This is a genomic window from Streptomyces spiralis (genome assembly GCF_014654675.1).
Classification (GTDB): domain Bacteria; phylum Actinomycetota; class Actinomycetes; order Streptomycetales; family Streptomycetaceae; genus Streptomyces; species Streptomyces spiralis.
This window is the reverse complement of the sequence record NZ_BNBC01000035.1, coordinates 80,060-106,405: the sequence shown is the minus strand read 5'-3', so window position 1 is coordinate 106,405 and position 26,346 is coordinate 80,060. Positions and strand designations below refer to the sequence as shown.

27 protein-coding genes and 3 pseudogenes are annotated in these 26,346 nt (G+C 70.0%); 8 read left to right on the top strand and 22 right to left on the bottom strand.

Features of this window, described 5'->3' with window-relative positions; all coding sequences use genetic code 11:
• Nucleotides 1-133: pseudogene (locus IE318_RS46875) on the top strand (IS110 family transposase); the annotation flags it as partial.
• 366 nt (nucleotides 134-499) lie between these two features.
• Here the strand turns inward: IE318_RS46875 and IE318_RS30345 are convergent.
• Together IE318_RS30345 and IE318_RS45345 are read right to left on the bottom strand one after the other, a co-directional pair.
• Entirely contained in the window at nucleotides 500-1,663 is a 1,164-nt protein-coding gene (locus tag IE318_RS30345; RefSeq protein ID WP_189905463.1) for an FG-GAP-like repeat-containing protein, read from the bottom strand.
• 351 nt (nucleotides 1,664-2,014) lie between these two features.
• Nucleotides 2,015-2,777, bottom strand: a pseudogene (locus tag IE318_RS45345) (IS3 family transposase); the annotation flags it as partial.
• A gap of 71 nt (nucleotides 2,778-2,848) precedes the next feature.
• Between IE318_RS45345 and IE318_RS45340 the strand changes: the two are divergent.
• Nucleotides 2,849-3,121 (top strand): annotated as a pseudogene (locus IE318_RS45340) (NUDIX hydrolase); the annotation flags it as partial.
• 1,395 nt (nucleotides 3,122-4,516) lie between these two features.
• Nucleotides 4,517-5,314: a maleylpyruvate isomerase family mycothiol-dependent enzyme gene (locus IE318_RS30325; protein WP_189905457.1), complete on the top strand. Its 798-nt coding sequence runs from the start codon at nucleotides 4,517-4,519 to the stop codon at nucleotides 5,312-5,314.
• Between the two features lie 254 nt (nucleotides 5,315-5,568).
• On the opposite strand, the gene IE318_RS30320 is transcribed toward IE318_RS30325, so the two are convergent.
• From IE318_RS30320 to IE318_RS30290, 7 genes are all read right to left on the bottom strand, one after another.
• Nucleotides 5,569-5,775 carry a hypothetical protein gene (locus IE318_RS30320; protein ID WP_189905477.1) on the bottom strand — a complete coding sequence of 69 codons (207 nt, stop codon included), beginning with the start codon at nucleotides 5,773-5,775 and terminating at the stop codon, nucleotides 5,569-5,571.
• A gap of 238 nt (nucleotides 5,776-6,013) precedes the next feature.
• On the bottom strand, nucleotides 6,014-7,243 hold the full coding sequence (locus IE318_RS30315; RefSeq protein ID WP_189905455.1) for a hypothetical protein: 1,230 nt from the start codon (nucleotides 7,241-7,243) through the stop codon (nucleotides 6,014-6,016).
• Between the two features lie 127 nt (nucleotides 7,244-7,370).
• On the bottom strand, nucleotides 7,371-7,628 hold the full coding sequence (locus IE318_RS30310) for a hypothetical protein (protein WP_189905453.1): 258 nt from the start codon (nucleotides 7,626-7,628) through the stop codon (nucleotides 7,371-7,373).
• 57 nt (nucleotides 7,629-7,685) lie between these two features.
• On the bottom strand, nucleotides 7,686-7,862 hold the full coding sequence (locus IE318_RS30305) for a hypothetical protein (protein ID WP_189905451.1): 177 nt from the start codon (nucleotides 7,860-7,862) through the stop codon (nucleotides 7,686-7,688).
• 186 nt (nucleotides 7,863-8,048) lie between these two features.
• Nucleotides 8,049-8,558 (bottom strand): hypothetical protein, encoded by a 510-nt coding sequence (locus IE318_RS30300; protein ID WP_189905450.1) that lies wholly within the window; start codon nucleotides 8,556-8,558, stop codon nucleotides 8,049-8,051.
• A gap of 348 nt (nucleotides 8,559-8,906) precedes the next feature.
• Nucleotides 8,907-9,719, bottom strand: coding sequence for a maleylpyruvate isomerase family mycothiol-dependent enzyme (locus IE318_RS30295; protein ID WP_189905449.1), 813 nt, complete (start codon nucleotides 9,717-9,719; stop codon nucleotides 8,907-8,909).
• A 178-nt stretch (nucleotides 9,720-9,897) separates the two neighbouring features.
• The gene (locus IE318_RS30290; protein ID WP_189905448.1) at nucleotides 9,898-10,293 is read right to left on the bottom strand and encodes a hypothetical protein; all 396 of its coding nucleotides are present in this window, start codon (nucleotides 10,291-10,293) and stop codon (nucleotides 9,898-9,900) included.
• A 396-nt stretch (nucleotides 10,294-10,689) separates the two neighbouring features.
• On the opposite strand from IE318_RS30290, the gene IE318_RS30285 reads away from it, so the two are divergent.
• Nucleotides 10,690-10,983 carry a chaplin gene (locus tag IE318_RS30285; RefSeq protein WP_189905447.1) on the top strand — a complete coding sequence of 98 codons (294 nt, stop codon included), beginning with the start codon at nucleotides 10,690-10,692 and terminating at the stop codon, nucleotides 10,981-10,983.
• 71 nt (nucleotides 10,984-11,054) lie between these two features.
• Here the strand turns inward: IE318_RS30285 and IE318_RS30280 are convergent, their stop codons facing one another.
• Nucleotides 11,055-11,921: a tyrosinase family protein gene (locus IE318_RS30280; RefSeq protein ID WP_189905446.1), complete on the bottom strand. Its 867-nt coding sequence runs from the start codon at nucleotides 11,919-11,921 to the stop codon at nucleotides 11,055-11,057.
• A complete protein-coding gene (locus IE318_RS30275; RefSeq protein ID WP_373311318.1) occupies nucleotides 11,905-12,324 on the bottom strand; it encodes a tyrosinase family oxidase copper chaperone in 420 nt (139 codons plus the stop codon). The genes IE318_RS30280 and IE318_RS30275 overlap by 17 nt, the downstream gene beginning before the upstream one ends.
• A gap of 22 nt (nucleotides 12,325-12,346) precedes the next feature.
• Here IE318_RS30275 and IE318_RS30270 point away from each other — a divergent pair, with 22 nt between their 5' ends.
• Entirely contained in the window at nucleotides 12,347-12,589 is a 243-nt protein-coding gene (locus IE318_RS30270) for a hypothetical protein (protein WP_189905475.1), read from the top strand.
• 15 nt (nucleotides 12,590-12,604) lie between these two features.
• On the opposite strand, the gene IE318_RS30265 is transcribed toward IE318_RS30270, so the two are convergent.
• The 7 genes from IE318_RS30265 to IE318_RS30235 all read right to left on the bottom strand — a co-directional run bounded on the left by IE318_RS30265 (nucleotide 12,605) and on the right by IE318_RS30235 (nucleotide 16,840).
• Complete coding sequence (locus IE318_RS30265; protein WP_189905445.1) at nucleotides 12,605-13,123, bottom strand: hypothetical protein; 519 nt, start codon at nucleotides 13,121-13,123, stop codon at nucleotides 12,605-12,607.
• A 121-nt stretch (nucleotides 13,124-13,244) separates the two neighbouring features.
• Entirely contained in the window at nucleotides 13,245-13,529 is a 285-nt protein-coding gene (locus IE318_RS30260) for a hypothetical protein (protein WP_030171010.1), read from the bottom strand.
• A gap of 229 nt (nucleotides 13,530-13,758) precedes the next feature.
• Nucleotides 13,759-14,427: a hypothetical protein gene (locus IE318_RS30255; protein ID WP_189905444.1), complete on the bottom strand. Its 669-nt coding sequence runs from the start codon at nucleotides 14,425-14,427 to the stop codon at nucleotides 13,759-13,761.
• A 255-nt stretch (nucleotides 14,428-14,682) separates the two neighbouring features.
• Complete coding sequence (locus IE318_RS30250) at nucleotides 14,683-14,922, bottom strand: chaplin (protein WP_030171004.1); 240 nt, start codon at nucleotides 14,920-14,922, stop codon at nucleotides 14,683-14,685.
• 320 nt (nucleotides 14,923-15,242) lie between these two features.
• The gene (locus IE318_RS30245) at nucleotides 15,243-15,824 is read right to left on the bottom strand and encodes a chaplin (protein WP_229903833.1); all 582 of its coding nucleotides are present in this window, start codon (nucleotides 15,822-15,824) and stop codon (nucleotides 15,243-15,245) included.
• A gap of 136 nt (nucleotides 15,825-15,960) precedes the next feature.
• Nucleotides 15,961-16,188, bottom strand: coding sequence for a chaplin (locus IE318_RS30240; protein WP_189905443.1), 228 nt, complete (start codon nucleotides 16,186-16,188; stop codon nucleotides 15,961-15,963).
• A 250-nt stretch (nucleotides 16,189-16,438) separates the two neighbouring features.
• Entirely contained in the window at nucleotides 16,439-16,840 is a 402-nt protein-coding gene (locus IE318_RS30235) for a rodlin (RefSeq protein WP_189905441.1), read from the bottom strand.
• Between the two features lie 249 nt (nucleotides 16,841-17,089).
• Between IE318_RS30235 and IE318_RS30230 the strand changes: the two genes are divergently transcribed.
• Nucleotides 17,090-17,485: a rodlin gene (locus tag IE318_RS30230; protein ID WP_030170990.1), complete on the top strand. Its 396-nt coding sequence runs from the start codon at nucleotides 17,090-17,092 to the stop codon at nucleotides 17,483-17,485.
• A gap of 111 nt (nucleotides 17,486-17,596) precedes the next feature.
• Here IE318_RS30230 and IE318_RS30225 read toward each other — a convergent pair whose 3' ends face one another.
• Both IE318_RS30225 and IE318_RS30220 read right to left on the bottom strand, forming a co-directional pair.
• Nucleotides 17,597-18,457, bottom strand: coding sequence for an ABC transporter permease (locus tag IE318_RS30225; RefSeq protein WP_030170986.1), 861 nt, complete (start codon nucleotides 18,455-18,457; stop codon nucleotides 17,597-17,599).
• Nucleotides 18,454-21,108 (bottom strand): CocE/NonD family hydrolase, encoded by a 2,655-nt coding sequence (locus IE318_RS30220; protein WP_189905439.1) that lies wholly within the window; start codon nucleotides 21,106-21,108, stop codon nucleotides 18,454-18,456. The genes IE318_RS30225 and IE318_RS30220 overlap by 4 nt, the downstream gene beginning before the upstream one ends.
• Before the next feature lie 135 nt (nucleotides 21,109-21,243).
• Here IE318_RS30220 and IE318_RS30215 point away from each other — a divergent pair, with 135 nt between their 5' ends.
• Nucleotides 21,244-21,687: a GNAT family N-acetyltransferase gene (locus IE318_RS30215; RefSeq protein WP_189905437.1), complete on the top strand. Its 444-nt coding sequence runs from the start codon at nucleotides 21,244-21,246 to the stop codon at nucleotides 21,685-21,687.
• An 18-nt stretch (nucleotides 21,688-21,705) separates the two neighbouring features.
• On the opposite strand, the gene IE318_RS30210 is transcribed toward IE318_RS30215, so the two are convergent.
• The gene (locus IE318_RS30210; protein WP_189905435.1) at nucleotides 21,706-23,103 is read right to left on the bottom strand and encodes an APC family permease; all 1,398 of its coding nucleotides are present in this window, start codon (nucleotides 23,101-23,103) and stop codon (nucleotides 21,706-21,708) included.
• A 436-nt stretch (nucleotides 23,104-23,539) separates the two neighbouring features.
• Here IE318_RS30210 and IE318_RS30205 point away from each other — a divergent pair, with 436 nt between their 5' ends.
• Complete coding sequence (locus IE318_RS30205; RefSeq protein WP_189905433.1) at nucleotides 23,540-24,388, top strand: SCO4651 family lipoprotein; 849 nt, start codon at nucleotides 23,540-23,542, stop codon at nucleotides 24,386-24,388.
• 58 nt (nucleotides 24,389-24,446) lie between these two features.
• On the opposite strand, the gene mmsA is transcribed toward IE318_RS30205, so the two are convergent.
• Nucleotides 24,447-25,949 (bottom strand): CoA-acylating methylmalonate-semialdehyde dehydrogenase, encoded by a 1,503-nt coding sequence (gene mmsA / locus IE318_RS30200; protein WP_189905431.1) that lies wholly within the window; start codon nucleotides 25,947-25,949, stop codon nucleotides 24,447-24,449.
• Nucleotides 25,950-26,346: the final 397 nt, after the last annotated feature.

The following is a 26,346-nucleotide window of genomic DNA, read 5'->3' as shown; positions in this document are numbered from 1 at the left end:
CGCCCGCCGCACCGCCGAAGGCATGTCCAAGAAGGACATCCTCCGCTGCCTCAAACGCTTCATCGCCCGCGAGGTCTACGGGCACCTCACCCATCCCCACCACACGCCGAAACCACTCACACAGACCGCTTGACGGCCTATAGGAGCATCATCAACGACCCTGAACGAGGATGGACTGAAGCGACTCAAGTCGGGAAGCCAGGCTGGCAAGAGCGCCCGTCCCGGCAGGCCACCCCCGTTTAAGGACCGAACTCCTAAAGCGGATGTCACCAAGGTCACCAGGGAATCTTCCGCCCTGCTTCGGTGATGACGAGCGTGAGGCGACCCAGTCGGCTGGTGTTGGCCGTCTCTGGTCAGGTGGGGACGGGTCCGACCGGGCCGTGTCGAAGACGGCGGCCACGGCCCAGAGACGGCCAACTGCCAAAGGGGCGCCACGCAAGTACCGCCCCTCCCTCTCGGTACAGGTCACCTCACCCGATTCGGGTCGCCCAGCCCGTGCTCAGCTCAGCGCGTTGTAGGCGTTCCAGCCTCCACCGATTTTGGTTCGGGCGGCGTAGGGAGCGGACGCACTGCCCGTCCCCTTGTACAGCCACAGCACACCCGAACCGTCTCGGGCCACCAGATCCGCCTTACCGTCACCCGTCAGATCGCCCGCCGAGGTCAGGGAGTTGTACGTGTTCCAGCCTCCACCGATTTTGGTTCGGGCGGCGTAGGGAGCGGACGCACTGCCCGTCCCCTTGTACAGCCACAGCACACCCGAACCGTCTCGGGCCACCAGATCCGCCTTACCGTCACCCGTCAGGTCTGCGCCGGGGCTGGAAATGCGGGCGGGGATGACCCAGGTAGGACGTCCGTCGCCCTGGACGTCGGCACTGGTGATTGCTGTGCCCGGGCCCCCGGCAGCGGTGGCGGAATGGATCGTCAGCCGCATATCCGTGCCGCCGGCGAGGTAGGCCAGCTTGCTGCCATCGGGCGACCAGGACGGGTACATTACCCCGCCGAGGTCGTCCGTGATCTGTGTCTCGTTGCCGCTGGCCAGATCGCGTACGAACACCTGGGGCCCGTCCGACGCCTGCCGGGTGAAGGCGAGCTTGGTACCGTCCGGCGAGTACGCGGGCTGGAGGCCCGAGGTGAGCGGGGTGGGTGTACCGCCCTGGCGCGGGTCGTAGACCTCGATGGTGCCGCCGCGAAGGAAGGCCAGCGTGCCGTTCGGAGCGACCGAGGGCTGGCTGTCGAACACGTACGGCTGGTCGGGCAGCACGTAGCCGAACCCGCTGCCGTCAAGGTTGACCTTCATCAGCCGGAGGCGGTCGTGACCGGGCTTGGACTGGAAGCCCAAGTAGAGCATGTCACTGTTCGGGCCCCAGGCGAGCTGGGTCGCCCACCCGTCGGGGTCCTGCACGTCCATTGCGACAGGCCGCGCTCCGCTGCCGTCGGGGTTGGCGACCCAGATGTCCGCGAATCCGTCCTCGCTGATGAACGCCAGGTGCCGCCCGTCGGGCGAGAAGACCGGGCTGTCGTACTTGGCCTGCGGGAGTCCGTCACCAGTCGGAACCAGGGCCCGGCGGTCGGAACCGTCGGCGTTCATCGATACCAGCGAAAACGTCAGCATGCCGTCGACCGTCGCCGATTCCGAATACACAATGCGCTGCTGCGGCTCCACCGCCTGCGCCCTGGTCGCGGTTCCAGCGACTCCTACCCCTCCCAGTGCTAGCAGGGCCGCGGCGGCGCCCACGCTCACGTACCGGAGTAGAACGATTCTTGCCCGCATGATCCCCCCAGGATCGCCATGCCGGCCGTACCACTGCGCTCCGCGGGGCTCCGGCCGTCTGAGCACCGCACCCTACCCCACAGATCAGACAGCGCTTCCGCCCGTCGCTGGAAAGATCAGGATGCGCCAGCCTTCCGAACGACCCTGCCCCCACCTTGCCGAAGGTCATCCGCTTACCGCTGCCCACGCGGCGCAGCTCGAACCGTGGACCTTGGAGTCACAGCTCATCTCCCAACTCGACCTTCCGCTGAACCTCGACCAGAACCGCCACAACGCGTTCCACAGTTGCCAAAGAGCTACGGGCCCAAGCTCGCCGTCGCGTCCGAGCAGGTCGGTGGCCCGCTCGTGGCCGTCGTCCCGGATGGTGGTGCGGATCTTCTTCCCGCGTCGGGCGCCCTCAAGACCGAGGTCGCGCATCAGCCGGGCGACCGTGCAGCGAGCCACGAGGATGCCCTCGCGGTGCAGTTGCCGCCAGACCTTCCGTACTCGTAGACACCGTAGTTGTCCGTGTGGACGCGGCTGATCTGCGTCTTCAGCTCCGCGTCACGGACCGACCGTGCACTGGGGGCGCGGTTCTTGGCGGCGTAGTAGGTGCTCGTCGCGATCTTCAGTCCGTGGCTGGTCAGGACTTCGCAGATCGGCTCGACTCCGAACACCTTCCGGTGGGCGTCGATGAACGCTACGAGCGCTTCGACGGCCGGTCGAGCTCGGCCGCGAAGAAAGCCGAGGCCGCCTTGAGGATCTCGTTGGCCCGGCGCAGCTCGGCGTTCTCGGCCTTCAGCCGCTTGATCTCCGCGGCCTCCTCCGAGGTCACCCCGGGACGCCGGCCCGCGTCGACCTCAGCTTTGCGGACCCACGTCCGCACCGTCTCGGCTGCACCAATGCCCAGCTTCGCAGCGACCGCCTTCATCGCGGCCCACTCGGTCGGATAGTTCGGGCGGATCTCCGCGACCATGCGCACCGCTCGCTCACGAAGCTCTGCAGGATAAGGGGACGGACGGGCCATGGCTCGATCCTCCCAGGGAATCGAGCCTCCATCAGACCCGGAGCGCTTCAGGCACCGCGCCAGGCTCGGCGGAGGCAGGTTCCGCCCACGAGGTTCCAGAGGAGACCGGCATCCGGGCGGAGGTGGACGAACTCACCGGGGTCTGCAAGAACACGACCCGAGACACCGTGGCCTGGTCTTCCGCTGCAGGCCCTCCAGCGGCACCGCGCGCAGGTCCCACCGAGTCCAGCGCGGTCGAATCGTTTACGCCCGGCGAGGTCAGCAAGCGCATGGCCGAAGTCTTCGCGATCCGATTGCTGGACGCCTTGGACGGCAACGGCCCACACGTCCGAAGCCATGATGGTTGGTTGCGGCATCAATACACTCCTCTCTCGTCGGTAGTGGGGTTTGCTCAAGAGCCGGGGGATGCGGTGTCGGCAGCCATCGAGGTGCAGAGGGTGGGGAGGCTGCCCATTGCTGATCTCTGGGCAGGACGACGTGCTCTGTGGTGGACTGTCGGCCCTGCAGGGGAACTTGTCGTGCTGCTCGTCCATCGGCGTCAGCTCCGACGAAGCCGCTATGTCAAAGGCTGGGCGGGCTGGAAGCCGGAAGTCCCCTTTGACGGCGTGCTGGTCATCCGTCGAGCCGAGGGGTCAGTCCAACGCCGGAGGATCAACGATCTTCGTGTCCGGCCCAGTCACATTGCTCTTCTCCCTGACTCCCGGCTCCTGATAGTGAGCGGTCGCACGAGCAAGGAGGAATCGGGCTCATGGGAGCCAAACGCCGTGGTCTGCTCTTTGGAGGGCGAGCATCAGGGAACCTTCTGCATCGGCGATGACATCCCTGTCCTGATGACCGATCAAAATGAATCGGCCTGGACGCCTACGGTGACGAAGGCATCTACGGAGGCCATCCGGAGTCGGCAGCCGGGCTTGCGGGCTGGAGCACGGACGGCCGCGTCATGTGGGGCCCGGAAGGCCGCCTCCCCGATGCGTCCTTGGAAGGCTGTACCGCCGCTACCGAGGGGGACAGGACATGGCTGGTCTGGTACTCCGGCAGCAGCCGCGGAGGCACGTTCCTGACACGGATCACGCCCTCCACGGGTGAGGTGACCAGCTGGCCCAGCCCTGTACATGATCCGGACCGATTCGCGGTACGCGGCCGTCGAGCAGTTCTGACCAGGCGTGCCCACAATCGGCGGTCGACCGAAGTGGTTCGAGCCGAGCTGGTCGGCGATACGTGGAGCGCGACCGAGCGGCGCTCCATACGAGTGCCAGGGCGGGTGGTCATGCGCTGCGGTCAAGGACGTGACGGATCCCTTTGGCTTCGCGCCGGCGACACCTGGCTTCGTATCGAAGCTTGACAGCACTGGGGCTCGACAAAGGCGTCTCACTCCAGCGGGACAGAACTTTCCCTACTTCATCAAGGCACCCGGCTGCGCTGCGCGCTGCGCCGACGCGCGCCCGCTGAGTAAGCCCGAGGGCAAGAGTCGAGACCCGTGGACGCCACAGCCGCTCAACGACAAGACCATGCCTCCGGCGGGTGTGCTCAGACTCCGGGATGGACGGGTGACGTATGCGAGTGCCGGCACATCATGGCGAGTATCGGAGGCTGCCATCCCGACCAACTTCCCCCCAGGCAGAGCCGAGCAGACGCGGCCCAGAGCGTCATCTGAGGGCGCCCGGTCCGTGCCGCGCGCTCGCCGCCTCAGCTGTGAAAATCACTGTCCGATTGTCGGAACACGGTGATAGAGAGTCCATGTGACAACGACACTTGCGTTCCCCGTTCTGTTGCAACTGATCGACGAACGGTCGAACGCCTTCCGCGCCGCGGTCGCCTCCGCGCCCAGCCTCGACGTACAGGTGCCGACCTGCCCCGAGTGGACGCTGTTCGATCTGGCGCAGCACATCGGCGAGGGGCGCCGCGACTGGGCCGCCACCGTCGCCGCAGGGCCTGCTCCGGCCAAGTCCGCAGCGGAGGGCGCCCCGGCTGCGCCTCGGGAGCGCGAGGCCCTGCTGGCCTGGTTGGCGGAGTCCGTGGAGCAACTGCTGGACGCATTGCGGAAGGCAGGCCCGGATCGCGGTTGCTGGACTTGGTGGGGTGCGTCCCAGTCGCCGCAGACCTGTGGCGCCGTCGCCCGGCACCAGCTCCAGCAGATCACGGTGCACACCTACGATGCCCAGATCACCGTGGGTGCCCCGGAGCCGCTGCCGGCTGATGTGGCACTCGACGGTGTCGAGGAGTTCCTGTCCACCTGCGTCGCAACGACGAGTGCCTGGCCGCACAAGCCCACTGCCTTCGACTTCCACGCCACCGAGGGCCACTCCTGGCGCCTCACGGTCGACGGCGACGGCGCACGCTCCACTCGTATCCCCGCGCCCGGCACGACGCCTGTCGCCGCTGCCGACGAGGGCCCGAACGCGGCTGGCGTCTCCGTTCGCGGCACGGCCAGCGAGCTGGTTCTCTTCGTGTACGACCGTATCCCGGCGGACTCCCTGCGGATCGACGGAGACGCAGGTTTGTTCGACCTGCTCCGCGCGTGGGAGCCGGAGGAGTAGGACGGGTGCTGTAGAGCGGCGAAGTAAGCCTCGTCGCGACTGCATGCGGCGTCTGACACCAGCGGCTGACACCAACAAGCGCGAACCGCAGCGGTCAGCGCCGGGCCTCAGGGAACGATCGACCAAGGCGCAAGGGCCGTTGGCCGACGTTGACAGACCCCCGTGATCGACCTGACAGGGATGAGGCCAGATCTCGAGGCCGACATCCGGCACGGGCGCCGTCCATCAGCGAGGACGGCGCCCGTCAGCTTGACTCACTCATCGAGACCTTTCGGCATGTTGTCCTCGTCGTACTCCCCCTCGCTCACCTCGGGGATCTCGGACAGCAGCCCTCCGGCCACGACCTCCGCCTCGTTGCGCCAGTACAGCCGCGCCATCACCGGCCCGGGATCCTGCTCATGTATCAGCGCGCACCACACCAGCTGGAGCAGATTGTGTCTCCGGGCATCGTGGCTCCTCAAACGACGGGACTCTGTGGGCCCGTTAGTACGTGCCACCGAAAACCCCATGCAGCAACGGCCGCCTCATCACCCCCACAGATCTTCCCGCACCGGCCTCGCAACATAACCGCAGCGCTCTGGGCGGGCTTGGCGTCGCATGACACTCACCGACCGTCCTCGCCGAGCCGTACAGGCGACCGGCCAAGCAGAGGAACCTGCCGTCCTGGCTGGACGGCGGGTGCCTGCGCTACTTCCGGGGTCAGGCCCGCGTGCGGCGGCGCAGGGCCACGACGCCCAGTGACCCGGCTCCGGCCAGAAGGAAGGCGCCGGCTACCGCGGCGATCGTGGACGTCCCGCTGTTTCCGGTCTTGGCCAGCTGCGAGCTCGTCCTGGGCGTGCTGGAGGTCGTGCCTGAGTTTGCGGACGGGGCCTCGGCCGAGATGGACGGCGAGGCGGAGGGGGTCGGGGTCGGGGTCGAGGTCGAGGTCGGGGTGGGGGTGGGCGTGCCCCCGGTGGACCCGGTGGAGCCCGCCGCGCGCACGGTCAAGGTCGCGTGGTTTCCACAGGAGGTGGTACCGCTGAACGGTATCGACCCGCCGTTGACGAACACGCAGGGCTGCACGGTGGCCTTCCCGATGGGCGTGTCCTTGCGGTAGGTCACCCGGACCTTGGCGACCGTGCTGCTGTGCGCGGCAAGGGAGGCGTCCTTGCCGATCACGTCGAACCCGTACACATCGGCCTCGGCGTCCGAGGTGACCGGCGTGAGGGTCTTCCAGGTCCCGGAGCGAAGCACCTGCACGGAGGCGTACCTGTTGGTGATCAGCGTGTCCGTGACATTCTCGTACCTCGACGCGGTGGGGTTGGTCACCGTGGCCTCGAAGCTCACGGCCGGGCCGCCGGCGGTCACGGCAGCGGGAACGCCGGACAGCCCAGTGCTGAGGCCATCGACCTTGATGGTGTCGTGGTCGGTGGCAGGGGCTGCTCCGGAGGCGCCGTAGGAGACGAGAGTGGTCAGCTTCAGCTGCTGGGTGCCGCCGTTGCTGTCACCGTTGTGCGGGGTGCCCATGGGTACCCCGATGCGCAGCTGCACGGTGCGGGAGTGGCCCGCGGCGAGCGGGAAGGTCTCGGGCACCTCGCCGGAGAACTGCTCGTCGGCGTACGTCAGCGGCACTGTCTTCCACGCGGTGCCGCTGAGCCGGTACTGCAGGCTGACGGCGTTCGACGGCAGGCCGGCTCCCCCGTCGATCCGGTAGAGCAGCCGCGCCGACGAGGTGTCGTACGCGCCGGTGTTGGAGACCTTGGTGGTGAAGGCGACCGGCAGGCCGGCCAGTCCGACCTCCGCGGGCGCGGCGGTGGCGGCCGCCAGCGTCGGCGGCTGCGAGGCGTCGGCGGAAGCGGCCGGCGCGAGGCCGAAACCCGCGGCAGCCAGCAGCAGGGCCGTGCCCGAGACCGCAACCGACGAACGGACCTGGTGTGCAAGCGTGTTCAACGTATCCCCCGGTGTGTTTGTCGCGCGGTCTTGCCGCGCTCGATGACGGCGGGCAGTGTGCCGTCGTCACGCCCAATTGGACCCACCGGCCCGGCACCCAGTTGTCCTCTCCCGTGTGACAGTTCTGTCACCGAAGGATCAAGGTCAGCTCCTCCCATTCGGGACCGTACCTACTGGCGCCTCCACGTCGGACCATTTCCTCGACGGCCTGCTCGATGAGGTCGGCCTTCTGCGCCTGCACGCCCCTTTTGATCAGGACGCACGGCCGGCGGACGGAATGGAAGCTGGGGTGAGTGGTGGCGAAAAAAGGTTCGGCTGCGTCCTGCGCGCTGAAACGCCTGATCAGCCGTGGCATCCTCCCCGGGCCCGAGGCCAGCCAGTTCACCCGGCCCAGCCCATGACCCGGCAAGCGACTTGGCAGCGTCGCAGCCCCGCACCAGTCTCACGACCCGAAGACCACTTGAAGAACGACACCGATGAGTCCCAGTCCGGGGAGCGCGGCGACTGCCAGACACAACCAGGAGGCCGCCTTCGCAAGCCGCGTTCCATGCTCCCGCAGGACCGCGAAAGCTATCAACGCGACGCCGACCACGACAGCCGAATAGAAAAGCGCGGCCATGGTTCACCTCCCCAGTCCGCGAGACTCTTTCAGGCTATTGCAGCTCCGTGCCAGCGCCTTAGCCCCGTCCTCCTCGCCCTCCGACATCTGGGCAATGCCTGCGGCGTGTGGGCATCCGCAGAACACCCACGGCAGCGTGCCGGTAGGGCGTGGCGGCGCTTTCTCAGGACGAACCGACCGAGCGCCTCAGCCAGCTGGGCTTGACAGTGATGACTGCCGAGTCAAGGTACACAAGTCGTAGTCATCCAGGTCTCCCATATACACCCAAAGCTTGGGAGATCTGGAACTTCCCCCCGTTTCGTACTCCGCGGACATCTCTGAGTTGGAGAACCGGAGCGTTACTTCAGTTTTGGGCACGGACTCGTTGGGGGGTGTCCAGGTCATCGTTTCCCACGTCCCGTTTCCCGTTTTCGACTGGGCCACAGAGAGCCGGGGGCCGTCGCCCGCCCAGTCTGCGAAGTCACCACAGATCTTCTTGGCGGCAAAGGCGCCGCTCGCAGCGAAGGTGACGCTGCCGCCCGCTTCGTCCCGCCAGGTGCCGACGAGGTGGCCGTCGGTGATGGCTTGAGGTGTGCCCGGCGGCTGCGGGGGATCGTGGATTACGGCGGCGAGGCTGTAGCAGCCAGAGAGCAGGGCACACAACACTCCGCTCACCAGTGAGGTACCGAGCACTCTGCCAAGCCGAGCGATCTCCATCCCGATTCCCCCCGGCGCCCTCGCTGCACTTGCGCCACCGTGCCATGAAAATTGAACGCGTTCAAGATCTGGCTGGCCCAGCACATGGCGTTCGGGCCTTCTCGGCCGTCCAAGGTCAGCCGACGCCGGCCGACAACGACAGAAGCCCACGGCGTCTGAGCTGGTCAGGGCCGTGGACTTTGTCAGGCTCGCTGGTGAGCGAGACCGGTGATCAGTAGATCGGTACGGCAGGCTCGCAAGGTGTCGCACCCGACCGCAGTGACGGCAACCCTGACGGCAACGACGACGGACGGCAGCGGCACCGAGCGACCCGGCGCAGAAGCGGTGGGCGCGACCAGGCAAGCGTCCTCATGGTGCGGTGAACAATGCGGGGAAACCTGGCGCGAGCCAGGGCTTGCGCCCCCAGGAGAGGACCTTTCCGCGGGCGATGGCACCGATGGCGCTGCGCCTGCCCAGTGCGAGCAGGAAGAACGTGATCGGTTCGATCATGATCGTGCAGTCGGGACGGCGCGGGGGCTCGGCGTGCACGGCCACCGCGCCGTTGGTGAACGTCACCGTGAGCCGAGAGAGGCCGCGGACCCTCAGCTCGTAACAGGCACTGTGACCGGCGGCCGCTCGTACATCGACGACACGGGGCATCGCGGTGGTCAGAAACGGCATCGCCAAATCGACCCTGTCACGGTCGATCATGTGTGGTCGACCAAGTGCCGCTGCGATGTCAAAGCCGTGCCCGAGCATGTGTGTCAGCAGGTAGGAGCCAAGAGTCCCCAAGTCCATGGGCCCCAGCGGTGTCACCGTCGGTGTGTCGGCCGACCGCGTGCCGGCCGCCTCGGTGAATGCCCGCGCATGCCGGACGATGCCGCCCGCCAGGACGGATGTGTCGCGTTCGGGGAAGGAAACCAGCGAGGCGGCGTTGGCCGCCGCAAGTCCCCCTGGAGTGCCATCGCCATATATCTGCTCACGCCCTGCGGCAAGTTCAGCCATCAATTCGTTGGCCAGGACCAGATGCGCCGCGGACTCTCCAACCGTCCACTCAGCCCCAGGAATGCGCACCGTGTCATCTGTACACGACCGGAGCAACCCGGCTATCTCCTCGGCTACGGCACAAATAGCTTCAGGCAGCTGCGATCGGGTGGCAGCCTCACGACGAGGGGCGGTCATGGAAGTGAAGGGTGGACCAGCCCTTGGCATCTGTCCAGGTACACCGATCGACATCGGCGGACGACGGAGACCGCAAGCATGTGACCCGCACCAGCGTCGGAGACGCCCGCATCGTCAACGCATGGTCGCGCCAGGCGTCACAGCCCTGGGTATACGGACTGAGTCCGTAAGCGTCGGATCAGGCGAGCGCAGGCATGAAGCCACCTCGCGCCGTGCCCGAGGACAGCAAGGTGGACCAGTCGAGCACCTCGGGAAGCTGGTCCAGAGACAGGACGAGCGCTCCGCCGGCCTGCTCCGCATCCGCGCACCAGTCGTCCATGCCGCTCGATGCGGTGCCATCGTCCGCGCCACCGACCACCGGCGCGGCGAGAGCCGGGACGACCAGTCCGTGGTCGCCGGGTCCGTCCACGACGCACAGAGTGAGCCGAGGGACGATGCTCCACCCTTCGCACAAGGGCACCGCCCCGTCCGGCGCGGTCAGGAGCGGCAGGGCGTCATGGACGGGCGCGTCAGCCAGTAGGAGCACGGGCGTGGCACCACGGACGAACAGAGTGTTCTCGGGATCCAGCAGCACGGGCCCACTCTCGCAGGCCGGGGCACGGGGACTGCAGGTGGGTGCCGAGATGGGCGACGAGGGCCGGTGCTGACATCAGCGCACCTGGACCACGGACCACGGCTCGGGGCCGGCGCGCCAAATCGGGTACCGGCATGACCACTTCCCTGAGCACGTTGCCGACCTTCCTGGCTGTCCAGTGGCCTTGCGGCATGGCCCTCGACACGGATGACCGGCGCGGACGCCCACTGCCGGGATCGGCTCACAGCGCTTTTGCCGGTCAGGTCGGGTCCGGCTCGGCACAAGTGAGCCCCGGACGGAGTGATCACCCGTGACCGGGGTGGATGCGTCGCGTTGAACCGGAAGTGCGGTTGCGGACCCTGCTGCCGCACTCACCGAGTCAGTTAGGAGAACGTGATGTCTCGCATCGCGAAAGCGGCGGCCGTCGCTCTCGGCACCGGTGCCGTGGTGATCGGCGGGGCCGGTCTCGCCATGGCGAACGCCGGCGCTGAAGGGGGGACCTACGGGTCACCCGGTGTGGCCTCCGGCAACACGGTCCAGGTCCCGCTCCACGTGCCGATCAACCTGTGCGGCAACACCGTCGATGTCATCGCCGCGCTCAACCCGGGCTTCGGCAACGCCTGCGCGAACGCCGATCAGCCCGGCAAGGGCGACGACGACGGCAAGCCCGGCAACGGCTACGGCAGCTGACGCCTGACGCCGCACGCCCCCACCCATGAGAAGAGCCCCGGCGTCTCGAGCGCCGGGGCTCTTCTCATGGCTCACGCGTACCGGTAGATCCGGCTCATGTCCTCCAGCTCGTCCGGGGTGACGTCCCACGGCGGCAGCTTCTGGTGGCGGGCGAGGATCCGGCCGTGCTGCGCGTTGCCCGGACCGGGCGGGGTCGCGGGCAGGTAGCGGGCCCCGCGGTGGCGGCGCTGCCAGCGGGTCCACTGCAGGTCGATGAAGGCGTGGTGCAGCCAGAAGACCGGGTCGTTGACGGAGGCGGCGCCGAGCATGACGCCGCCGATCCAGCGGTGCACCCGGTTGTGGTTGAGCCAGGAGGCACTGCCCCGGCCGGTGCCCCATCCCTCCAGCTTGTTGCGGAACCCCTTCGTCACCGTCGAGTCCCAGGGCGCGACGTCGTAGACGGGGTCCGTCAGCGCCCACTCCAGCTCGCTCTTCGTGGGCAGCTGGATCGGGTCGTGGGAGCGGCCGAGGTCCCGGGTGAGGAACGCGCCGTCGGTCACGCCCTCCTTGAGCGTCCAGTTGCCGTGCGCGTAGGCGAACGGGCCGGTCGTCACCTGCTGGTCGGAGCGGCGCCCGGTGCCGCCCAGGAGGTCCTCGCTCCACGGCGCGGAGCGGGCCGTGCGGTCGCTTGTCCAGTCCCAGTACGGAACCGTCACCGAGGAGTCCACCCGGCGCAGCGCCCGCTCCAGTTCCAGCAGGAACTTGCGGTGCCAGGGCAGGAAGGAGGGCGCCATGTGCGCCGGGCGCAGGCCGTTCTCGCCGTCGGCGGTGAAGTACCGGATGTGCGTCCGCACGAAGTCGTCGTACTCGCCGCGCCGTTTGATCGTCAGCAGCGCGTTGACGAACCGTCGCCTCTCCTCACGCGTGAGCTTGCCGACGTCCTTACGCGTGTACGCCACTGTGCGCTCCCCCCATGTGCAGGCGCCGCAGTTCGTCCCCGACGGGCCCGGGGGCCAGGTCGCGCAGCCGCTGGCCGGGGCCCAGCTCGTCGACGGCGCCGCGGGCGGCCTCCAGGGGCGTGCGGTACGACTGGTAGTGGTCGACCACGCTCAGCCAGGTGCCGTCGGCGCGGCGCATCAGGTGCAGCGGTCGGTCGTCCACCGTGACGTGCCACTCCCCTGGCCCGGCGCCGCCGCTGCGGTGCGTCCACGTCACGCGGATGAGGCGGCCCCGGTAGATCTCCTCGAAGGCGGTGTCGCCCGGGCCGTCCCAGGTTCCGGCCACGGGGCGCGCGGGCCGGGAGGCACCGACCAGCGGGGCCATCACGGCGACGGCGGCGGAGGCGAGCAGCCGGCGCGTCACCTGCCGGCGCGTACTGCCCGCCGTGGTCCCTGTGCTCGTCGCCGTCGTGCTCGTTCTCGTCGTGGCCGTTCTCGCCGGGCTCGTTCCCGTACCCGTCTCCACTCGTGCTCCGCCGGTGCCGCCGACCATGGTGCGCTCCTCGTCCGGTTCGGTTGTCCGTAGCCGTAACCGGCGAACGCCCCGTTCGGTCACCGCCGTGCGGCCGAACGTGATCACCCTGGTCACCGTGGTCACCGTGGTGCCAGGCGCCGCGAGCCCGGCATGATCGGCGAGACACCCCCTAGAGGCCCGGGCCCGCCGTGAGGTCGGCGGTGGGAGCGGTTCGCAGCACGGGGCCGAGGACGCCCAGTTCCGGCAGCTTCAGGCCGGGCAGTCCGGCGTTGCCGGGCTTGGGCGCGGTCAGCGGGCCGTCCGCGGCGAGGCCCGGCGCCAGTGCCCGCACGTCGGACACGGGTGCGTCGACGGCGACGTGGTCGAAACCGTCGTCGAGGACGTGCGCGAGCGGGGCGCGCGCGTCCAGACCCGGCAGCCCCCCGTGCACCGGCAGCCGCGGCACCACGTCCTGTGGAAGGAGCCGCCCCCGGACGAAACGCGGTCCCCCCGGCGTGCCCGTCGTCGGTACCGGAAGCTCGCCGCCGACCTTGGGCAGTTTCATGCCGAGCGCGGTCTCGGCGCCGCCCAGCGGCAGCGGGACCGGGACCGCGCCCACCGCCGCTGCCGGGGTGGCGGTGGCGGCGCCGACGGCTGCCGCGACGCCCGCGACGACGACGGCAAGGGTTCCTCGGGTGGTCGACTTCATGACAGGCACGGTCCCTTCCAGGATGGGGAGCACAACGTCCGTACGGCCCAACGATCCCGAGGTGGCCGGCAGCGCAAGAATCCCCCGAGTGCCGCAGTAGTACGACCTACGACGGGCGGCCTCAGTTCTGCAGCGGCAGCCCGCCGAGCAGCGGGGCGTGGGCCTCGTTCAGGCTCTTGGTGGCGCTGTTCACCGTATGGAGCACCGAGTCCTTGTTCTCGGTGTCGAGCGCGTTCGACTGGTGCTTGACCGGCATCACGTCGATGGGGCCCTTGGTGAGGGTGTTCACGGCGCCGTTGAGGCTGGTGGGCGTCAGTTCCGCGGTGTCGTAGGCGAACGCGGGCGCGGCGGCGCCGGCGGCGACCAGGGACCCGGCAATGACGGCGGCAGCCTTCAGGGACTTCATCGTGTTCCTTTCGTTCGGCGACATACGTCACCGGCGGCTATGGGGTCGCCGTGCCTAACGAGTCCCGGGCGGGCCGGAAACCCCGGGGCGGGAGATTGCCGAGTCCTCATATGAGATTTCGCCCGACGCACCGCAGCCGCTGTGCCGGCTGCGGTGGCCGGCACAACGGCTGTTCGAGTTTTCGGGTTCTCGGGTGTGCGCGGGAGGTGTCAGGAGGTGTCCGGGAGGATTACGACGCCGATGCCGGCGCGGCGGGCGCGGCCGCTGCGGCGTCCGACGCCGTCCCTTCCGAAGCCCCCGCGGGAAGCGTGCTGGCGGTGGCGGCCGAGGCGGAGGTGCCGGGGGTGCTCGTCAGGCCGTCGTCCTTGAGCAGGGAGTTCACGAGGTCGAGCAGACCGTCGACCAGGCCGGTGACCGCCGGGAGCACCTGGCCGACGTCTCCGGACGTGAGCGACTTCAGCAGGTCCTCGATCGCCTTCTGTACGGCCGCCAGCGCGTCGCTCGCCGGATCGGCCGCCCGCTGAACGCCCGACGCCGCCTGGGCCGACCGCGCCGACCGGATCATCGCACTCGCCTCGGCGAGGGCGTCCTCCGCCGCGTCGCCGAGCCTCTTGGCGTCGGCCGGTGCCAACCGGCCGTTGTCGCTGGTGAGTACCGCGGTAGCCAGATCGCGGGCCGGGGCGAGCCGGCTGCCTGGTTCGCCGAGCCGGCTGAGGTCGCCCAGGCCGTCGAGCTCGGCGAGGAGCCGGTCGGCGCCCGGGAGCGACGCTCGGGGCGCCGCCGCACGGCTGTGTTCGCCGGCCGAGTCGGCCGCCAGGGCGGCCGGGCCGCTGATCCCGACCAGGAAGGCGGCGCAGAGTGCGGTGGAGGCGATACGCCGTGCGGACAGACCACGCATGAGGGTTCCTTTCGATGAGCGCCAGATCTGAGCTCACCGTGAAAGCGCTTGTCGTGGTCCGCAACCGATCAGCAGGCCTCTCGCCGCCGTCCATGGGCGGCGGCCACCTCTTCCCACCTGGCGCGACGGTGCGACGGGCACTGCTGCGGGCCGGAACGGCCGTTCGAGGGTACGGCCGTCGGCCACCCTCCCGAGGGGAACCGGAGCAATGCCGGGTTCCGGGAGAGCGGCCGACCGAAGGGGAACGCGAGGGCGTCAGGCGCTGAGGCAGGTGTCCCCGAACGCCGGGTTCAGCAGGCCGATGACGTCGACGGTGTCGCCGCACAGGTTGATCGGGAGGTGGACCGGGACCTGGACGGCGTTGCCCGAGGCGACGCCCGGCGAGTTGGCGGCGAAGCCGCCCGCACCACTGTGGGCGGCGGCGATGCCGGCACCGCCGGCGACAGCCGTGGCGGCGACAGAGGTAAGGACCAGGCCCTTGGCGATACGCGACATGGAGAAGTGCTCCTTGGGTTGACACAAAAACACCCGGGCGAACGCCCGGCGCCCTGTCAACGCCTGGCGGCCGTCCGGGTTGTGCCGCCAAAGGGGTGATCTCGGCATGGCACCGGGCTGATATCTCGGACAGATGCGCCTGATTTCACCTGATGCAGTCAGTCTGGTCGCTGGAGTCGAGAACCATGCCCGGCGGCGCGGCCGGACACGCGCGAGCCGCCGCGCCCGGCCCTGGAAGGGGTACTGGGCGCGGCGGCTCGCGTCGATGCGGTTCCGGCCGCTCGCGGTGCCCGCGCACGGGCGCCCGCGGTGCCGTTCCTCTAGCGGTGGGAGCCGGTGGTCCGGCCGCGACGGTAGAGGACGGCGCCGCCCGCGATCAGGGCCGCGCTGGCGGCCGAGGCCGCCAGCATCGCACCGGTGTTCGCGCTGCCGGTCTCGGCCATCTGCGGCGGCTTGCTGGGCTCGGCGGGCGGGGTGTGCACGCGCGGCGGGGTCTCGGTCCCCGTGGGCGGCGGGGGCGTGTACTTGGGCGGGGGCGTGTACTTGGGCGGCGGCGTGGTGCAGTCGCCGGACTGGCCGCCGTACCCGCCCTCGTCGCCGTACCCGCCCTGGTCGTCGCAGTCGTCGCCGTACGACGGGGTCGGCTTCGGGGTCTTCTCCGAGACATTGGCACACTTGTTGCCGAACGCCGGGTTGAGCGCCGCGGCACCGTCGACGGTGTTGCCGCAGGCGTTGACCGGCACCTCGACCGGCACCTCGACGGTGTTGCCGGACAGGACGCCGGCCGAGTTCCGGGAAGTGCCGTCCGCCTGCGAGTCGGCGAAGGCGGAGCCGCCGTACAGGGACAGCACACTCGTCGCGGCGGCCGCCACGAACACTCCCCTGCTCAGGGTCTGTCGCAATCTAGTTGTCTTCCTGCTCGAAGCCGCTCGGGGCGGCTTGAGAAACGTGACGATGTCGCAGGGCCGGCCTCGGGTCGCGGAGTTCGACGTCCGAGGCCGGCCCTGGAACAGCCGTGTGGCTGGTGCGCCCGCGCGGTCAGTCGTTGGCGCAGGCGTTGCCGAACGTCGGGTCCAGCAGGGCGATGACGTCGACGGTGTTGCCGCACACGTTGATCGGGGCGTGGATCGGGATCTGGATGGTGTTGCCCGAGATCACGCCCGCCGAGCCGGCGGCACCGCCCGTGGCCCCGGCGTCGGCGAAGGCGGGCCCCGCCACGCCGAGGGCCAGGACGGCGCCCGTCACCACAGCAAAGCTCTTCTTCATGAAAGGTCCCTTCTCTGGGGTCATTCCCCGATGACGGCCGGAGACCGAGTGGGCGCGACCGGGCGGTCGCGGCACTGAACGAGGAATAGACGCAATGGAAAACAGCAGAACGCATATCGCCCGATAATTCACTCGACTGCGCCGTGTATCCTGTGCCTCGTCCTCGGCTGCTCACGCGAAAAGGCTCTCCGGGAAAAGCCCGGGCAGCCCGCGCCGGAGCGGCGGACGGCCCGGGCCCACCGGAATCGGATCAGCTTCCGTCGGAGTTGGACGACAGGAGCGAGACGTCGCGCGCGACGTTCGCCAGCGCACCGTCCCGCTTGGCCTGGGTGGAGTTGTCGGCGCACTGCTGCTGCTCCTGGTCCGACAGGACCGGGATGTCCTGGGCCACGACGCCGATCAGGGCGGCGACGCCGGCGTCGACGTCCTGAACGCCCACGCACGGCTTGTTGAGCGTCCCCTGGACCAGCGAGAGCTGCGGGCTCATGTTGCCGTTAGTCGCCGAGTTGCCGAACGACGTCGAGGCGCCGGAGCCGTTCGTGATGGCCGGTCCGTTGTCGTTGTCGACAGCAAGCGCCATGGGGGCTGCCGCCACCGACATTCCCACGACAGAAGCGGCGGCCGCCACGGCGACCATTGCCTTCTTGAGCACTACGCGTTCCTTTCCTCGTAGCGACGCATGCCCTACGGCCTCATTCAACATGAGGTTTTCGGTTTGGTTGCGGACATTCACCCGGTTGGCTCGCGCCGCGGTCAAAAGGCCCTGAAAATCAGGAATCCCGGAAAACACACAAACACTTCGCCGTGTCCGCCGTCGGAGTGAACAGGAGAAACCGCTTCGCCACCTGGCAGTTGACCAGGGCACTCCGGTGGACGGGGTTTCCTCAGAAAGGACCGGTCAGTGATCAAGAAGATTGTTGCCACCGCGGCCATCGCCGCTTCCGCGCTCGGTGCCACCGCTGCCGCGGCTCCGCAGGCGCTGGCGCTCGGCAACGACGGCGGGCCGAACGCCGAGAACGCCACGGGTTCGTGGCAGAGCTTCGGCAACTCGACGACGCACGGGAACATGAGCCCGCAGATGGCGCTCATCCAGGGGTCGTTCAACAAGCCGTGCATCGCCGTGAGCGATCTGCCGATCGGCGCCGCCCTGCTCGGTGTGACCGCCCAGGACATCCCGATCCTGTCGGACGACCTGAACCAGCAGTGCGCCGAGAACTCCACCCAGGCCAAGCGCGACGGTGCGCTGGCCCACCTGCTGGAGAACGTGTCGCTGCTGTCCCGGAACTCCGAGAGCTGACCGCGGCAGAAACGACAGCGGGCCGCCGAGTTCCTCGGCGGCCCGTTTCGCGTCGGCTCCCCGCGGCGCCGCGCCGCTCCTACGGCACGCCCACGACACCGCGTCCTTCGCCTACGACACCACGTCCTTGCGGGCGAACCCGCGGAAGGCCAGGGCGAAGAGCACCAGGGCGTAGCTGACGGAGACCGCCGTGCCCTGGATCATCCCCGACCACTCGGGGTGCGGCTGCACGGCGTCGGCCCAGGCGAACTGCCAGTGCGCGGGCAGGAAGTCGCGCCAGTTCCCGAGGGCCGTGACGGCGTCCAGGACGTTGCCGACGATGGTCAGCCCGACCGCGCCGCCCACCGCGCCCAGGGGCGCGTCCGTCTTGGTGGACAGCCAGAACGCCAGTGACGCGGTGACCAGTTGGGACACGAAGACGTACGCCACGACCACCAGCAGCCGCTGGGCGGCGGTGCCCGCGTCGAGCGCTCCGCCGGTGGGTATCTGCAAGGGGCCCCAGCCGTAGGCGGCCGTGCCGACGGCGAGCGCCACCAGTGGCAGCAGCACCATGGCGGCCAGGCTCAGCCCCAGCCCGACGACCAGCTTGGACCACAGCAGCCGGGCTCTGGGCACGGGCGCGGCGAGCAGATAGCGCAGCGAGGACCAGTTGGCCTCCGAGGCGACGGTGTCCCCGCAGAACAGGGCCACCGGGATGACCAGCAGGAAGCCCGCCGACACGAACAGGTTGACCGCGGCGAAGTTGGCGCCGGAGGCGGTGGCCGTGTCCATCAGGGTCACCTGGTTGTTGCGGGCGCCCGGATCGCCGCCGATGGCGAAGGCGACCAGCAGGACGAACGGCAGCACGGCCAGGATGGCGCCCATGATCAGCGTGCGGCGCCGCTTCAGCTGCCGCACCAGCTCCACCCGCAGCGGGAGGGTGCGGCCCGCCCGGTAGCCGGTGGCCGTCTCGACGACGGCGGGCGTGCTCATGCGGAACCTCCGATCAGGGTGAGGAAGGCGTCCTCCAGGCGGCGGTGCGGGCCGACCGAGGCGACCGGCACCTCCAGCCGCACCAGCTCCACGACGAGGCGCTCGGCGGTGCCGCTGGGCTCCAGCCGGACCAGCAGGCCGCCCTCGGTGCGCACGGCGGAGGCGACGCCCGGCAGCGCGGAGACCTTCTCGGCCACGGGCTCGTCCATCGGCACGGCGGTGCCGACCAGTAGGGTGTCCCCGGAGCCGACGATCTCGCCCACCGGGCCCGCCTGCACCAGCCGCCCCCGGTCCATGACGACCAGGTGCGTGCAGGACTGCTCGACCTCGGCGAGCAGATGGCTGGAGACGATCACCGTGCGCCCGCCGGCCGCGTACCGGATCATCACCTCGCGCATCTCGCGGATCTGGGGCGGGTCCAGGCCGTTGGTCGGCTCGTCCAGGATCAGCAGGTCGGGCAGGCCGAGCATGGCCTGGGCGATGGCCAGGCGCTGGCGCATGCCCTGGGAGTAGGTGCGCACCGCGCGGGCCAGCGCGTCCCCGAGCCCGGCGATCCGCAGCGCCTCGTCGAGGTGGGCGTCCTCGGGTGGACGGCCGGTGGCCCGCCAGTACAGCTCGAGGTTCTCCCGGCCGGACAGGTGCGGCAGGAAGCCCGCGCCCTCGACGAAGGCGCCGACCCGGGACAGCACGGGCGCGCCGGGCCGGATCGCGTGGCCGAAGACGCGGATCTCGCCGCTGTCCGGCCGGATCAGGCCCATCAGCATGCGCAGGGTGGTCGTCTTCCCGGCGCCGTTCGGCCCGAGCAGTCCGAGCACCTGGCCCTGCTCCACCCGGAACGACACGTCCCGTACCGCGTACCGGTCCGCCGACCCGGCGTAGCGCTTGCTCAGGCCGGTGATCTGGAGCGGCACGTCGACCAGCTCCGGATCCGGGGCCGGGGCGCCCGTGCGGCGGCGGGCGGTCAGCAGCAGCGCGAGCGCGATCAGCGCGCCCGCGGCCGGCAGCCACCACACCCAGGCGGGCAGGGGCGCCGCGCCGGTGGTCACCGCGGGTGCCGTGGGCACCTTCAGGCCGCTCCTGAGGGAGACGGTGTACGTGGCCGGCGCGGCCGGGGAGGCGTAGCCGAGGTCGGTGGAGGCGAGGACCAGGCGGAGCCGGTGGCCCTTCTGCACCTCGTGGTCGATCGCCGGGAGGGTGAGGGTGACGTCCTTGCCGGCCTTGGCGCCCGTGACCCGTACCGGATCCACCAGCTGGGCGGGCAGCACCGGCCGCGCCCGGCCCGGTCCGACGTCGTAGAGCTTGGCGAAGAGCACGGCGTCCTCGCTGGTGGACGTGGCGCGGACGGTGACGGTCGGCGATCCGGTGATCCGCAGATCGCCGCCGACCGGGGCGGACTCGAAGCTCGCGTACTGCCCGGGGAAGTCCAGTGAGATGCCCACCCCGAGCGCGGAGAGCTGGGCGAGTGAGCCGCCCGAGCCGCCGAGGCCCGGCAGCGAGGACACGGCGGGCGGGTTGGCCCCCGCCGGGTTCTGGAACCGCTGCTCGCGTCCGGTCAGGGCGACGGTCCGCTGCCCGCTGGTCAGTCCCGGGTACGTGCTCGCGCTCGCGCCGCGCAGCAGGGCCGCGCCGTCGGTGGAGTCGACGCCTCCGGTGCGGGTGACGCGGAAGGCGGGGCCGGTGTCGGCGCCCGGGTCCTTCTTGAGGTACCGGTCGAACCAGGCCGTCACGCGTGCCTGGACCCGGTCGGTCTCCAGGTCGCCGCCGTCGTGCCCGCCCGCGATCCAGTCCACGTCGACGGGTGCGCCGTTCGCCCGGACGGCCCGCGCGGCGACGTCGGCCTGGCCGAGCGGGAAGAGCGAGTCGGACTGGCCCTGCACCAGCAGCGTGGGCACCCTGATCCGGCCGGCGACGGCGGACGGCGACCGCTCCGCGAGCATCCGGCGGGCCTCGGCGTCCGGCTTTCCGGACTCGGCGACCCGCTGGTACATCCGGCACAGCTCGGGCTCGAACCGCGCGCAGCCGCCACCGGTGTTGAGGAAGACGCCCGCCCACAGCTTCTTGAAGACGCCGTTCGGGAACAGGGCGTCGGCGAGGTTCCAGTACGTGATCGCCGGGGCGATGGCGTCCACCCGGTGGTCGTACCCGGCGGCGAGCAGGGAGATCGCGCCGCCGTAGGAGGCGCCGGCCACGCCCACGCGCGGGTCGCCGGGCCGGTCGAGGAGGACCTGGGGCTGCCGGGCCAGCCAGTCGATCAGCTTCGAGACGTCGGCGACCTCGCCCCGGGGGTCGTTGAGCCCGATCTTCCCCGTCGACCTGCCGAAGCCGCGCGCGGACCAGGTCAGCACCGCGTACCCGTCCCGGGCGAGGTCCTCGGCCTGCTGCCGTACGTCGTCCTTGCTGCCGCCGAAGCCGTGCCCCAGCAGGACCGCGGGGTGGCGGCCGGTGCCGCCCGGGGTGAAGTACGAGGTGTCCAGCCGCACCCCGCCGCCCATGCTCATGACCCGGTCGGCGCGGTGCACCGGGGGCGGGTCGTCGGAGGCGACCGCCGTCCAGGTGCCGGCGCCGGCAAGCACGGCGACGGCGGCCCCGGCGGCCAGCAGCCGCCGGGGCCTCCGAAGCAGCCCCCGGAATCCGGGCAGTCGAAGATCCATGGGTCCACGGTACGGGCCGCCACCGACAACGGGAGCAGCCCCGGGACCGACCCTGGCCACCTCCCCGGGGAGTACGACCCTGACGCGGCGTACCGCGCCCGCGGTAGCCCGTGGTGGGCCGTGGTAGGAAGCGGCATGGAGATCCGCCGAGCCGGCACCGTCGCCGAACTGGCCGCCGCCGAGCACCTGTTCGACAATCCGGTGCGTCCCGAGTGGGCCGAGCGCTTCCTGACCGCCCCCGGTCACCACCTCTTCCTCGCCTACGAGGACGGTGAGGCCGGCGAGGACGGCGAGCACGCCCCGGGCGCACCCGTCGGCTTCGTCAGCGGGGTCGAGACGGTCCACCCGGACAAGGGCACCGAGATGTTCCTGTACGAGCTCGGGGTCGCCGAGCCCTTCCGCCGCCGCGGCATCGGGCGGGCGCTGGTGCTGCGGCTCGCCGATCTGGGCCGGCAGCTCGGCTGCTACGGGATGTGGGTGGGGATCGACGCCGGGAACGACGTCGCCCTTGCCGCCTACCGCAGCGCGGGGGGCAAGGACGACGGGTCGTGCTCCGTGGTGACGTGGGACCTCACCTGAGCCGGGCGGGGTGCCGGGTCAGGCCCGGGCGTCCTCCGGGATGGAGACCAGCCAGCGGGTGTCGCGGCGCGGGCGCAGGTAGAGCGCCCAGTACAGCGTGGCCACCGCCACGATGCCGCCGGTCCACAGCAGGTAGCTCGTGTCCTGCTGGCTGAGGACGTACGCGAGCACCGCGATGAGCAGGACGGGCATGGCGGGCCACAGGGGCATGCGCCAGGCGGGCGTGTGCTTGTGCGCGCCGCGGCGGGCGAGCAGGGCGGCGACCGCGACGAGGAGGTACATGCCGGTCACGGAGACGCCGGTGACGCCGTAGAGGGTGTCGAGGTTGACGAAGCACAGCACGGCACCGGGGACGCCCACCGCGAGCGTGGCGACCCACGGCGAGCCGAAGCGGCCCAGCTTGGAGAAGACGTTGTTGACGGGCTCGGGCCAGGCCTTGTCGCGGGCGGAGGCGAACAGCACGCGGGAGTTCTGGATGACCATGACGATGCCGGCGTTGATGATCGCCAGGGCCACGCAGAGGCTGACGAAGGTGCCGACCGCGGAGTTGGACCACGCGGTCACCATCGAGCTGAGGTCGCCGCCGGTCAGCTCCTTGAGGTCGGAGGCGCCCATGGTGATGGCGACGACCGGCACCAGGATGATCACCGTGGAGATCGCGAGGGTGGCGAGCACGGTGCGGGCCACGTTGCGGCGCGGGTGCTCCAGCTCCTCGGAGAGGTACACGGCGGTCGAGAAGCCCTGGGTGACGAAGAGGGCGATGGCGAGGCCGGAGACGACGAGCATGGCCGTCACGGTGTCGGTGTGGCCGCCGGAGCCGGCCACCTGCATGGACAGGAGGCTGCCGACGCCCCGGTGGCTGTGCGTGAAGCCCAGCAGGGCGACCACGGCGGCGGCGATGACCTCCAGGACCAGGAAGATGCCGGTGATCCAGGCGTTGGCGCGCAGGTCCAGCAGACCGGCGAGGGTGGCAAGCAGCATCACTCCGGCGCCGGTCATCGCCGGGTCGAGGTGCACGATCGGGGCCAGGTAGTCGGCCGTCCCCATGGCGATCACCGGCGGGACGATCATGACGACCAGCAGGGACAGCACGAAGACCAGCCAGCCCGCCAGCCGCCCGGCCATCGTGGAGACCATGGCGTACTCGCCACCCGCGCTGGGGATCAGCGTGCCCAGCTCGGAGTAGCAGAACGCCACGGCGATACAGAGGAGGGAGCCGATGGCGATCGTCAGGGCGGTCGCGGTGCCGAGCGAACCGAACAGGTCGGGGACGACCACGAAGAGGGTGGAGGCGGGGGTGACGCACGAGAGTGTGAGCAGGGTGCCGCCGACGACGCCGATGGAACGCTTGAGCGTCTGGGGACTGTCGGACGCCTCCATGAGGTCGGTGTCGACAGGGCGGAGCGTGTCGGTCATGCGGCGGTTCCGATCGGCTTGAGCGGGTGAGGGTGGGGGACGGGAGCGCTATCGCCTCCGGCGGATCGTCCTAGCGTCTGTGTGTCGTCCGCTCCCGGCGCTGCATGGAACCCCGGCGAAAACCGCTGCGTCAATGGCCGATCACCTTCGGATTCCGCACTTACGGAACGGAAGGTTCGACATCACTTTCCCAGGCTGCGACGTCCTATTGGCGATACCATCAAGATTGTTTGCTGTGTGACCTTGTTTTCGAAGGTCATTGAGCCACGACTCCTTCACTACCCGTTTCGTCCGAGCTGAACGAGAACCGAAGCGAACGCGTCAAAAAAATGTCAACGCGTCCGGTATCCGGACGGCCTGGGGAGGTCCCGGGGCTGTCACTGCGCCCCGCTAGAGTCGGCGGCCACAGCCGAATCACAGCAACGGGTGGGGACTCATGAAGCTGAAGCACACCGCGGTGTGGGCGGGGTTCACGGCGGCGACGCTGCTCGCCGCCTCCGCGTGCAGCGCGGAGACGACGAAGAAGGCCGCCGAGGCCGCCGACGACGCGCAGGGCCTGATCAAGGCCGCGCTGACCCGGGCGACGGACCGGACGCAGAACCTCGGTTCGGCGGACGTGCGCATGACCACGGACCTGGGCAACGGCGCCGGTCCGGTCACCATGGACGGCACCTACTCCTGGGGCCACGGTTTCGCCTTCGACGTCGACATGGACACCAAGGCCGCCAACATGGGGCAGCTGCACGCCGCCCCGAAGACCCGCACGATCTTCGTGGACGGCGCCTACTACTACGACGTCGACCCGCAGCCCTCCGGCCCGCTCAAGGGCAAGGAGTGGATGAAGATCGACGCGTCGGCGATCTTGGGCGAGAAGGGCGCCCAGGCGCTCGACGGCAGCACCGGCGCGGGCAGCCCCGTGGCCTCCATGAGGGGCCTGAAGTACGCGAACAACGTCGACGACCTCGGCAAGGAGACCGTCGACGGACAGCGGACGCACCACTACAAGGCCGTCATCGACCGGGCGCACATGGGCAAGTTCAAGGAGGTCTACGGCAACCAGGACAACCCCTTCGGCGCCATGACCGGCGGCGCCGACTCCATCACGATGGAGGTCTGGGTCAACGACAAGGACCTGCCGGTGCGCCTGACGGAGGAGCTCGGCAAGGTCACGGTCACCATGGACTTCGAGAAGTTCGGCGCCACGGCGGCCGTCAAGGCTCCGCCCGCCGCGCAGACCGGCGACCTCACCGACGTGGTGAAGGCGCAGAAGCAGCAGCAGGGCTGACCGCACGACGGTGCCCCGCCCTCCGATGGAGGCGCGGGGCACCGTCGTCGGGGCCGGCTCAGTGGTTGCGCGGGAAGCCCAGGTCCACGCCCGCCGGGGCCTCCGACGGGTCCGGCCAGCGGGTGGTGACGACCTTGCCACGGGTGTAGAAGTGGGTGCCGTCGTTGCCGTAGATGTGGTGGTCCCCGAAGAGCGAGTCCTTCCAGCCGCCGAAGGAGTGGTAGCCCACGGGCACCGGGATCGGCACGTTGACGCCGACCATGCCGGCCTCGATCTCCAGCTGGAAGCGGCGGGCGGCGCCGCCGTCGCGGGTGAAGATCGCGGTGCCGTTGCCGAACGGCGAGGCGTTGATCAGGGCGACGCCCTCCTCGTAGGTGTCGGCGCGCAGCACGCACAGCACCGGGCCGAAGATCTCGTCCTGGTACGCCTTGGCGCTGGTCGGCACCTTGTCCAGCAGCGACAGGCCGATCCAGTGGCCGTCCTCGTAGCCCTCCACGGTGTAGCCGGTGCCGTCCAGCACCACTTCGCAGCCCTCGTCGGCGGCGCCCTTCACATAGGAGGCCACCTTGTCGCGGTGCGCCTTGGTGATGAGCGGGCCCATCTCGGAGGCCGGGTCGTCGCCCGGGCCGATCTTGATCTTCTCGGCGCGCTCGCGGATCTTCTCCACCAGCTCGTCGCCGATCGAGCCGACCGCGACGACGGCCGAGATGGCCATGCAGCGCTCGCCCGCCGAGCCGTAGGCGGCGGAGACGGCGGCGTCGGCCGCCGCGTCCAGGTCGGCGTCCGGCAGGACCAGCATGTGGTTCTTGGCGCCGCCGAGGGCCTGGACGCGCTTGCCGTGGGCGGCGGCGGTGGTGTGGATGTAGCGGGCGATCGGGGTGGAGCCGACGAAGGAGACCGCCTTGACGTCCGGGTGCTCCAGGAGGCGGTCGACGGCCACCTTGTCGCCGTGGACGACGTTGAACACGCCGTCCGGCAGGCCCGCCTCGGCCAGCAGTTCGGCGAGCCTGACGGACGCCGACGGGTCCTTCTCGCTCGGCTTCAGCACGAAGGTGTTGCCGCAGGCGATGGCGATCGGGAACATCCACATCGGGACCATCGCCGGGAAGTTGAACGGCGTGATGCCGGCGACCACGCCCAGCGGCTGCCGGATGGAGGCCACGTCCACCCGCGTGGCGACCTGCGTGGACAGCTCGCCCTTGAGCTGCACGGTGATGCCGCATGCCAAATCGACGATCTCCAGGCCGCGCGCGACCTCGCCGAGCGCGTCGGAGTGCACCTTGCCGTGCTCGGCGCTGATCAGCTCGGCGATCTCGTCGCGGTGGGCGTCCAGCAGCGCCCGGAACCGGAACAGGATCGAGGTCCGGTGGGCCAGCGAGCTCTGGCTCCAGGAGGAGAACGCGTCCTTGGCGGCGGCGACAGCCGTGTCCACCTCCTCCACGGAGGCGAACGCGACCTTCGTGGTGACCGCTCCGGTCGCCGGGTCCGTGACCGGCCCGTACGTCCCCGAGGCGCCTTCGGCGGTCTTCCCGCCGATCCAGTGGTTGACGATCTTCGTCATGCCGGGTTACTCCTTCGCAGATGGCGCAGATGGCGTCGTCGGGTCGAGACGTGCCGTTCGTACAGCTCGTGGGCCGTGGCCGCGGGCCCTCGGGTCGCGGTCTCGGCCACGTATCCATCCCACCAGGGGCCGCACCCCGGGCGCGCCCGACAGAGTGTCTGCGGTTGTGGTCGTCGCGTAGACACATGGGGCCGCATGGACACCGTGGGGAGTGTCCGGCGCCCACGGGCGGGGCGGGTCGTGCGGGAGGGGGCGGGTGACCTCCGGCGCGGGGCCGTAGCGGGCGGGGAGTCGGCGCTCGCACTTCGCTCCTGCCAGGGCGAAGCGGCCTCCCGCACCGGAGGCGATCGGTGGCCGGACGGCGCGGGGCCCGGGTGTGTCCACCCAACGTGCTCTG

Bases quoted from the DNA above. Each gene is read 5' to 3' on its own strand.
- IE318_RS30250 (WP_030171004.1), bottom strand. From the start codon at position 14,922: ATGTCGCGTATCGCCAAGGGCCTGGTCCTTACCTCTGTCGCCGCCACG.
- IE318_RS30210 (WP_189905435.1), bottom strand. From the start codon at position 23,103: ATGACCGACACGCTCCGCCCTGTCGACACCGACCTCATGGAGGCGTCC.
- IE318_RS30220 (WP_189905439.1), bottom strand. From the start codon at position 21,108: ATGGATCTTCGACTGCCCGGATTCCGGGGGCTGCTTCGGAGGCCCCGG.
- IE318_RS30295 (WP_189905449.1), bottom strand. From the start codon at position 9,719: ATGACCGCCCCTCGTCGTGAGGCTGCCACCCGATCGCAGCTGCCTGAA.
- IE318_RS30215 (WP_189905437.1), top strand. From the start codon at position 21,244: ATGGAGATCCGCCGAGCCGGCACCGTCGCCGAACTGGCCGCCGCCGAG.
- IE318_RS30305 (WP_189905451.1), bottom strand. From the start codon at position 7,862: ATGGCCGCGCTTTTCTATTCGGCTGTCGTGGTCGGCGTCGCGTTGATA.
- IE318_RS30225 (WP_030170986.1), bottom strand. From the start codon at position 18,457: ATGAGCACGCCCGCCGTCGTCGAGACGGCCACCGGCTACCGGGCGGGC.
- IE318_RS30300 (WP_189905450.1), bottom strand. From the start codon at position 8,558: ATGGAGATCGCTCGGCTTGGCAGAGTGCTCGGTACCTCACTGGTGAGC.
- IE318_RS30240 (WP_189905443.1), bottom strand. From the start codon at position 16,188: ATGAAGAAGAGCTTTGCTGTGGTGACGGGCGCCGTCCTGGCCCTCGGC.
- IE318_RS30255 (WP_189905444.1), bottom strand. From the start codon at position 14,427: ATGCGTGGTCTGTCCGCACGGCGTATCGCCTCCACCGCACTCTGCGCC.
- IE318_RS30260 (WP_030171010.1), bottom strand. From the start codon at position 13,529: ATGAAGTCCCTGAAGGCTGCCGCCGTCATTGCCGGGTCCCTGGTCGCC.
- IE318_RS30285 (WP_189905447.1), top strand. From the start codon at position 10,690: ATGTCTCGCATCGCGAAAGCGGCGGCCGTCGCTCTCGGCACCGGTGCC.
- IE318_RS30205 (WP_189905433.1), top strand. From the start codon at position 23,540: ATGAAGCTGAAGCACACCGCGGTGTGGGCGGGGTTCACGGCGGCGACG.
- IE318_RS30265 (WP_189905445.1), bottom strand. From the start codon at position 13,123: ATGAAGTCGACCACCCGAGGAACCCTTGCCGTCGTCGTCGCGGGCGTC.
- mmsA (WP_189905431.1), bottom strand. From the start codon at position 25,949: ATGACGAAGATCGTCAACCACTGGATCGGCGGGAAGACCGCCGAAGGC.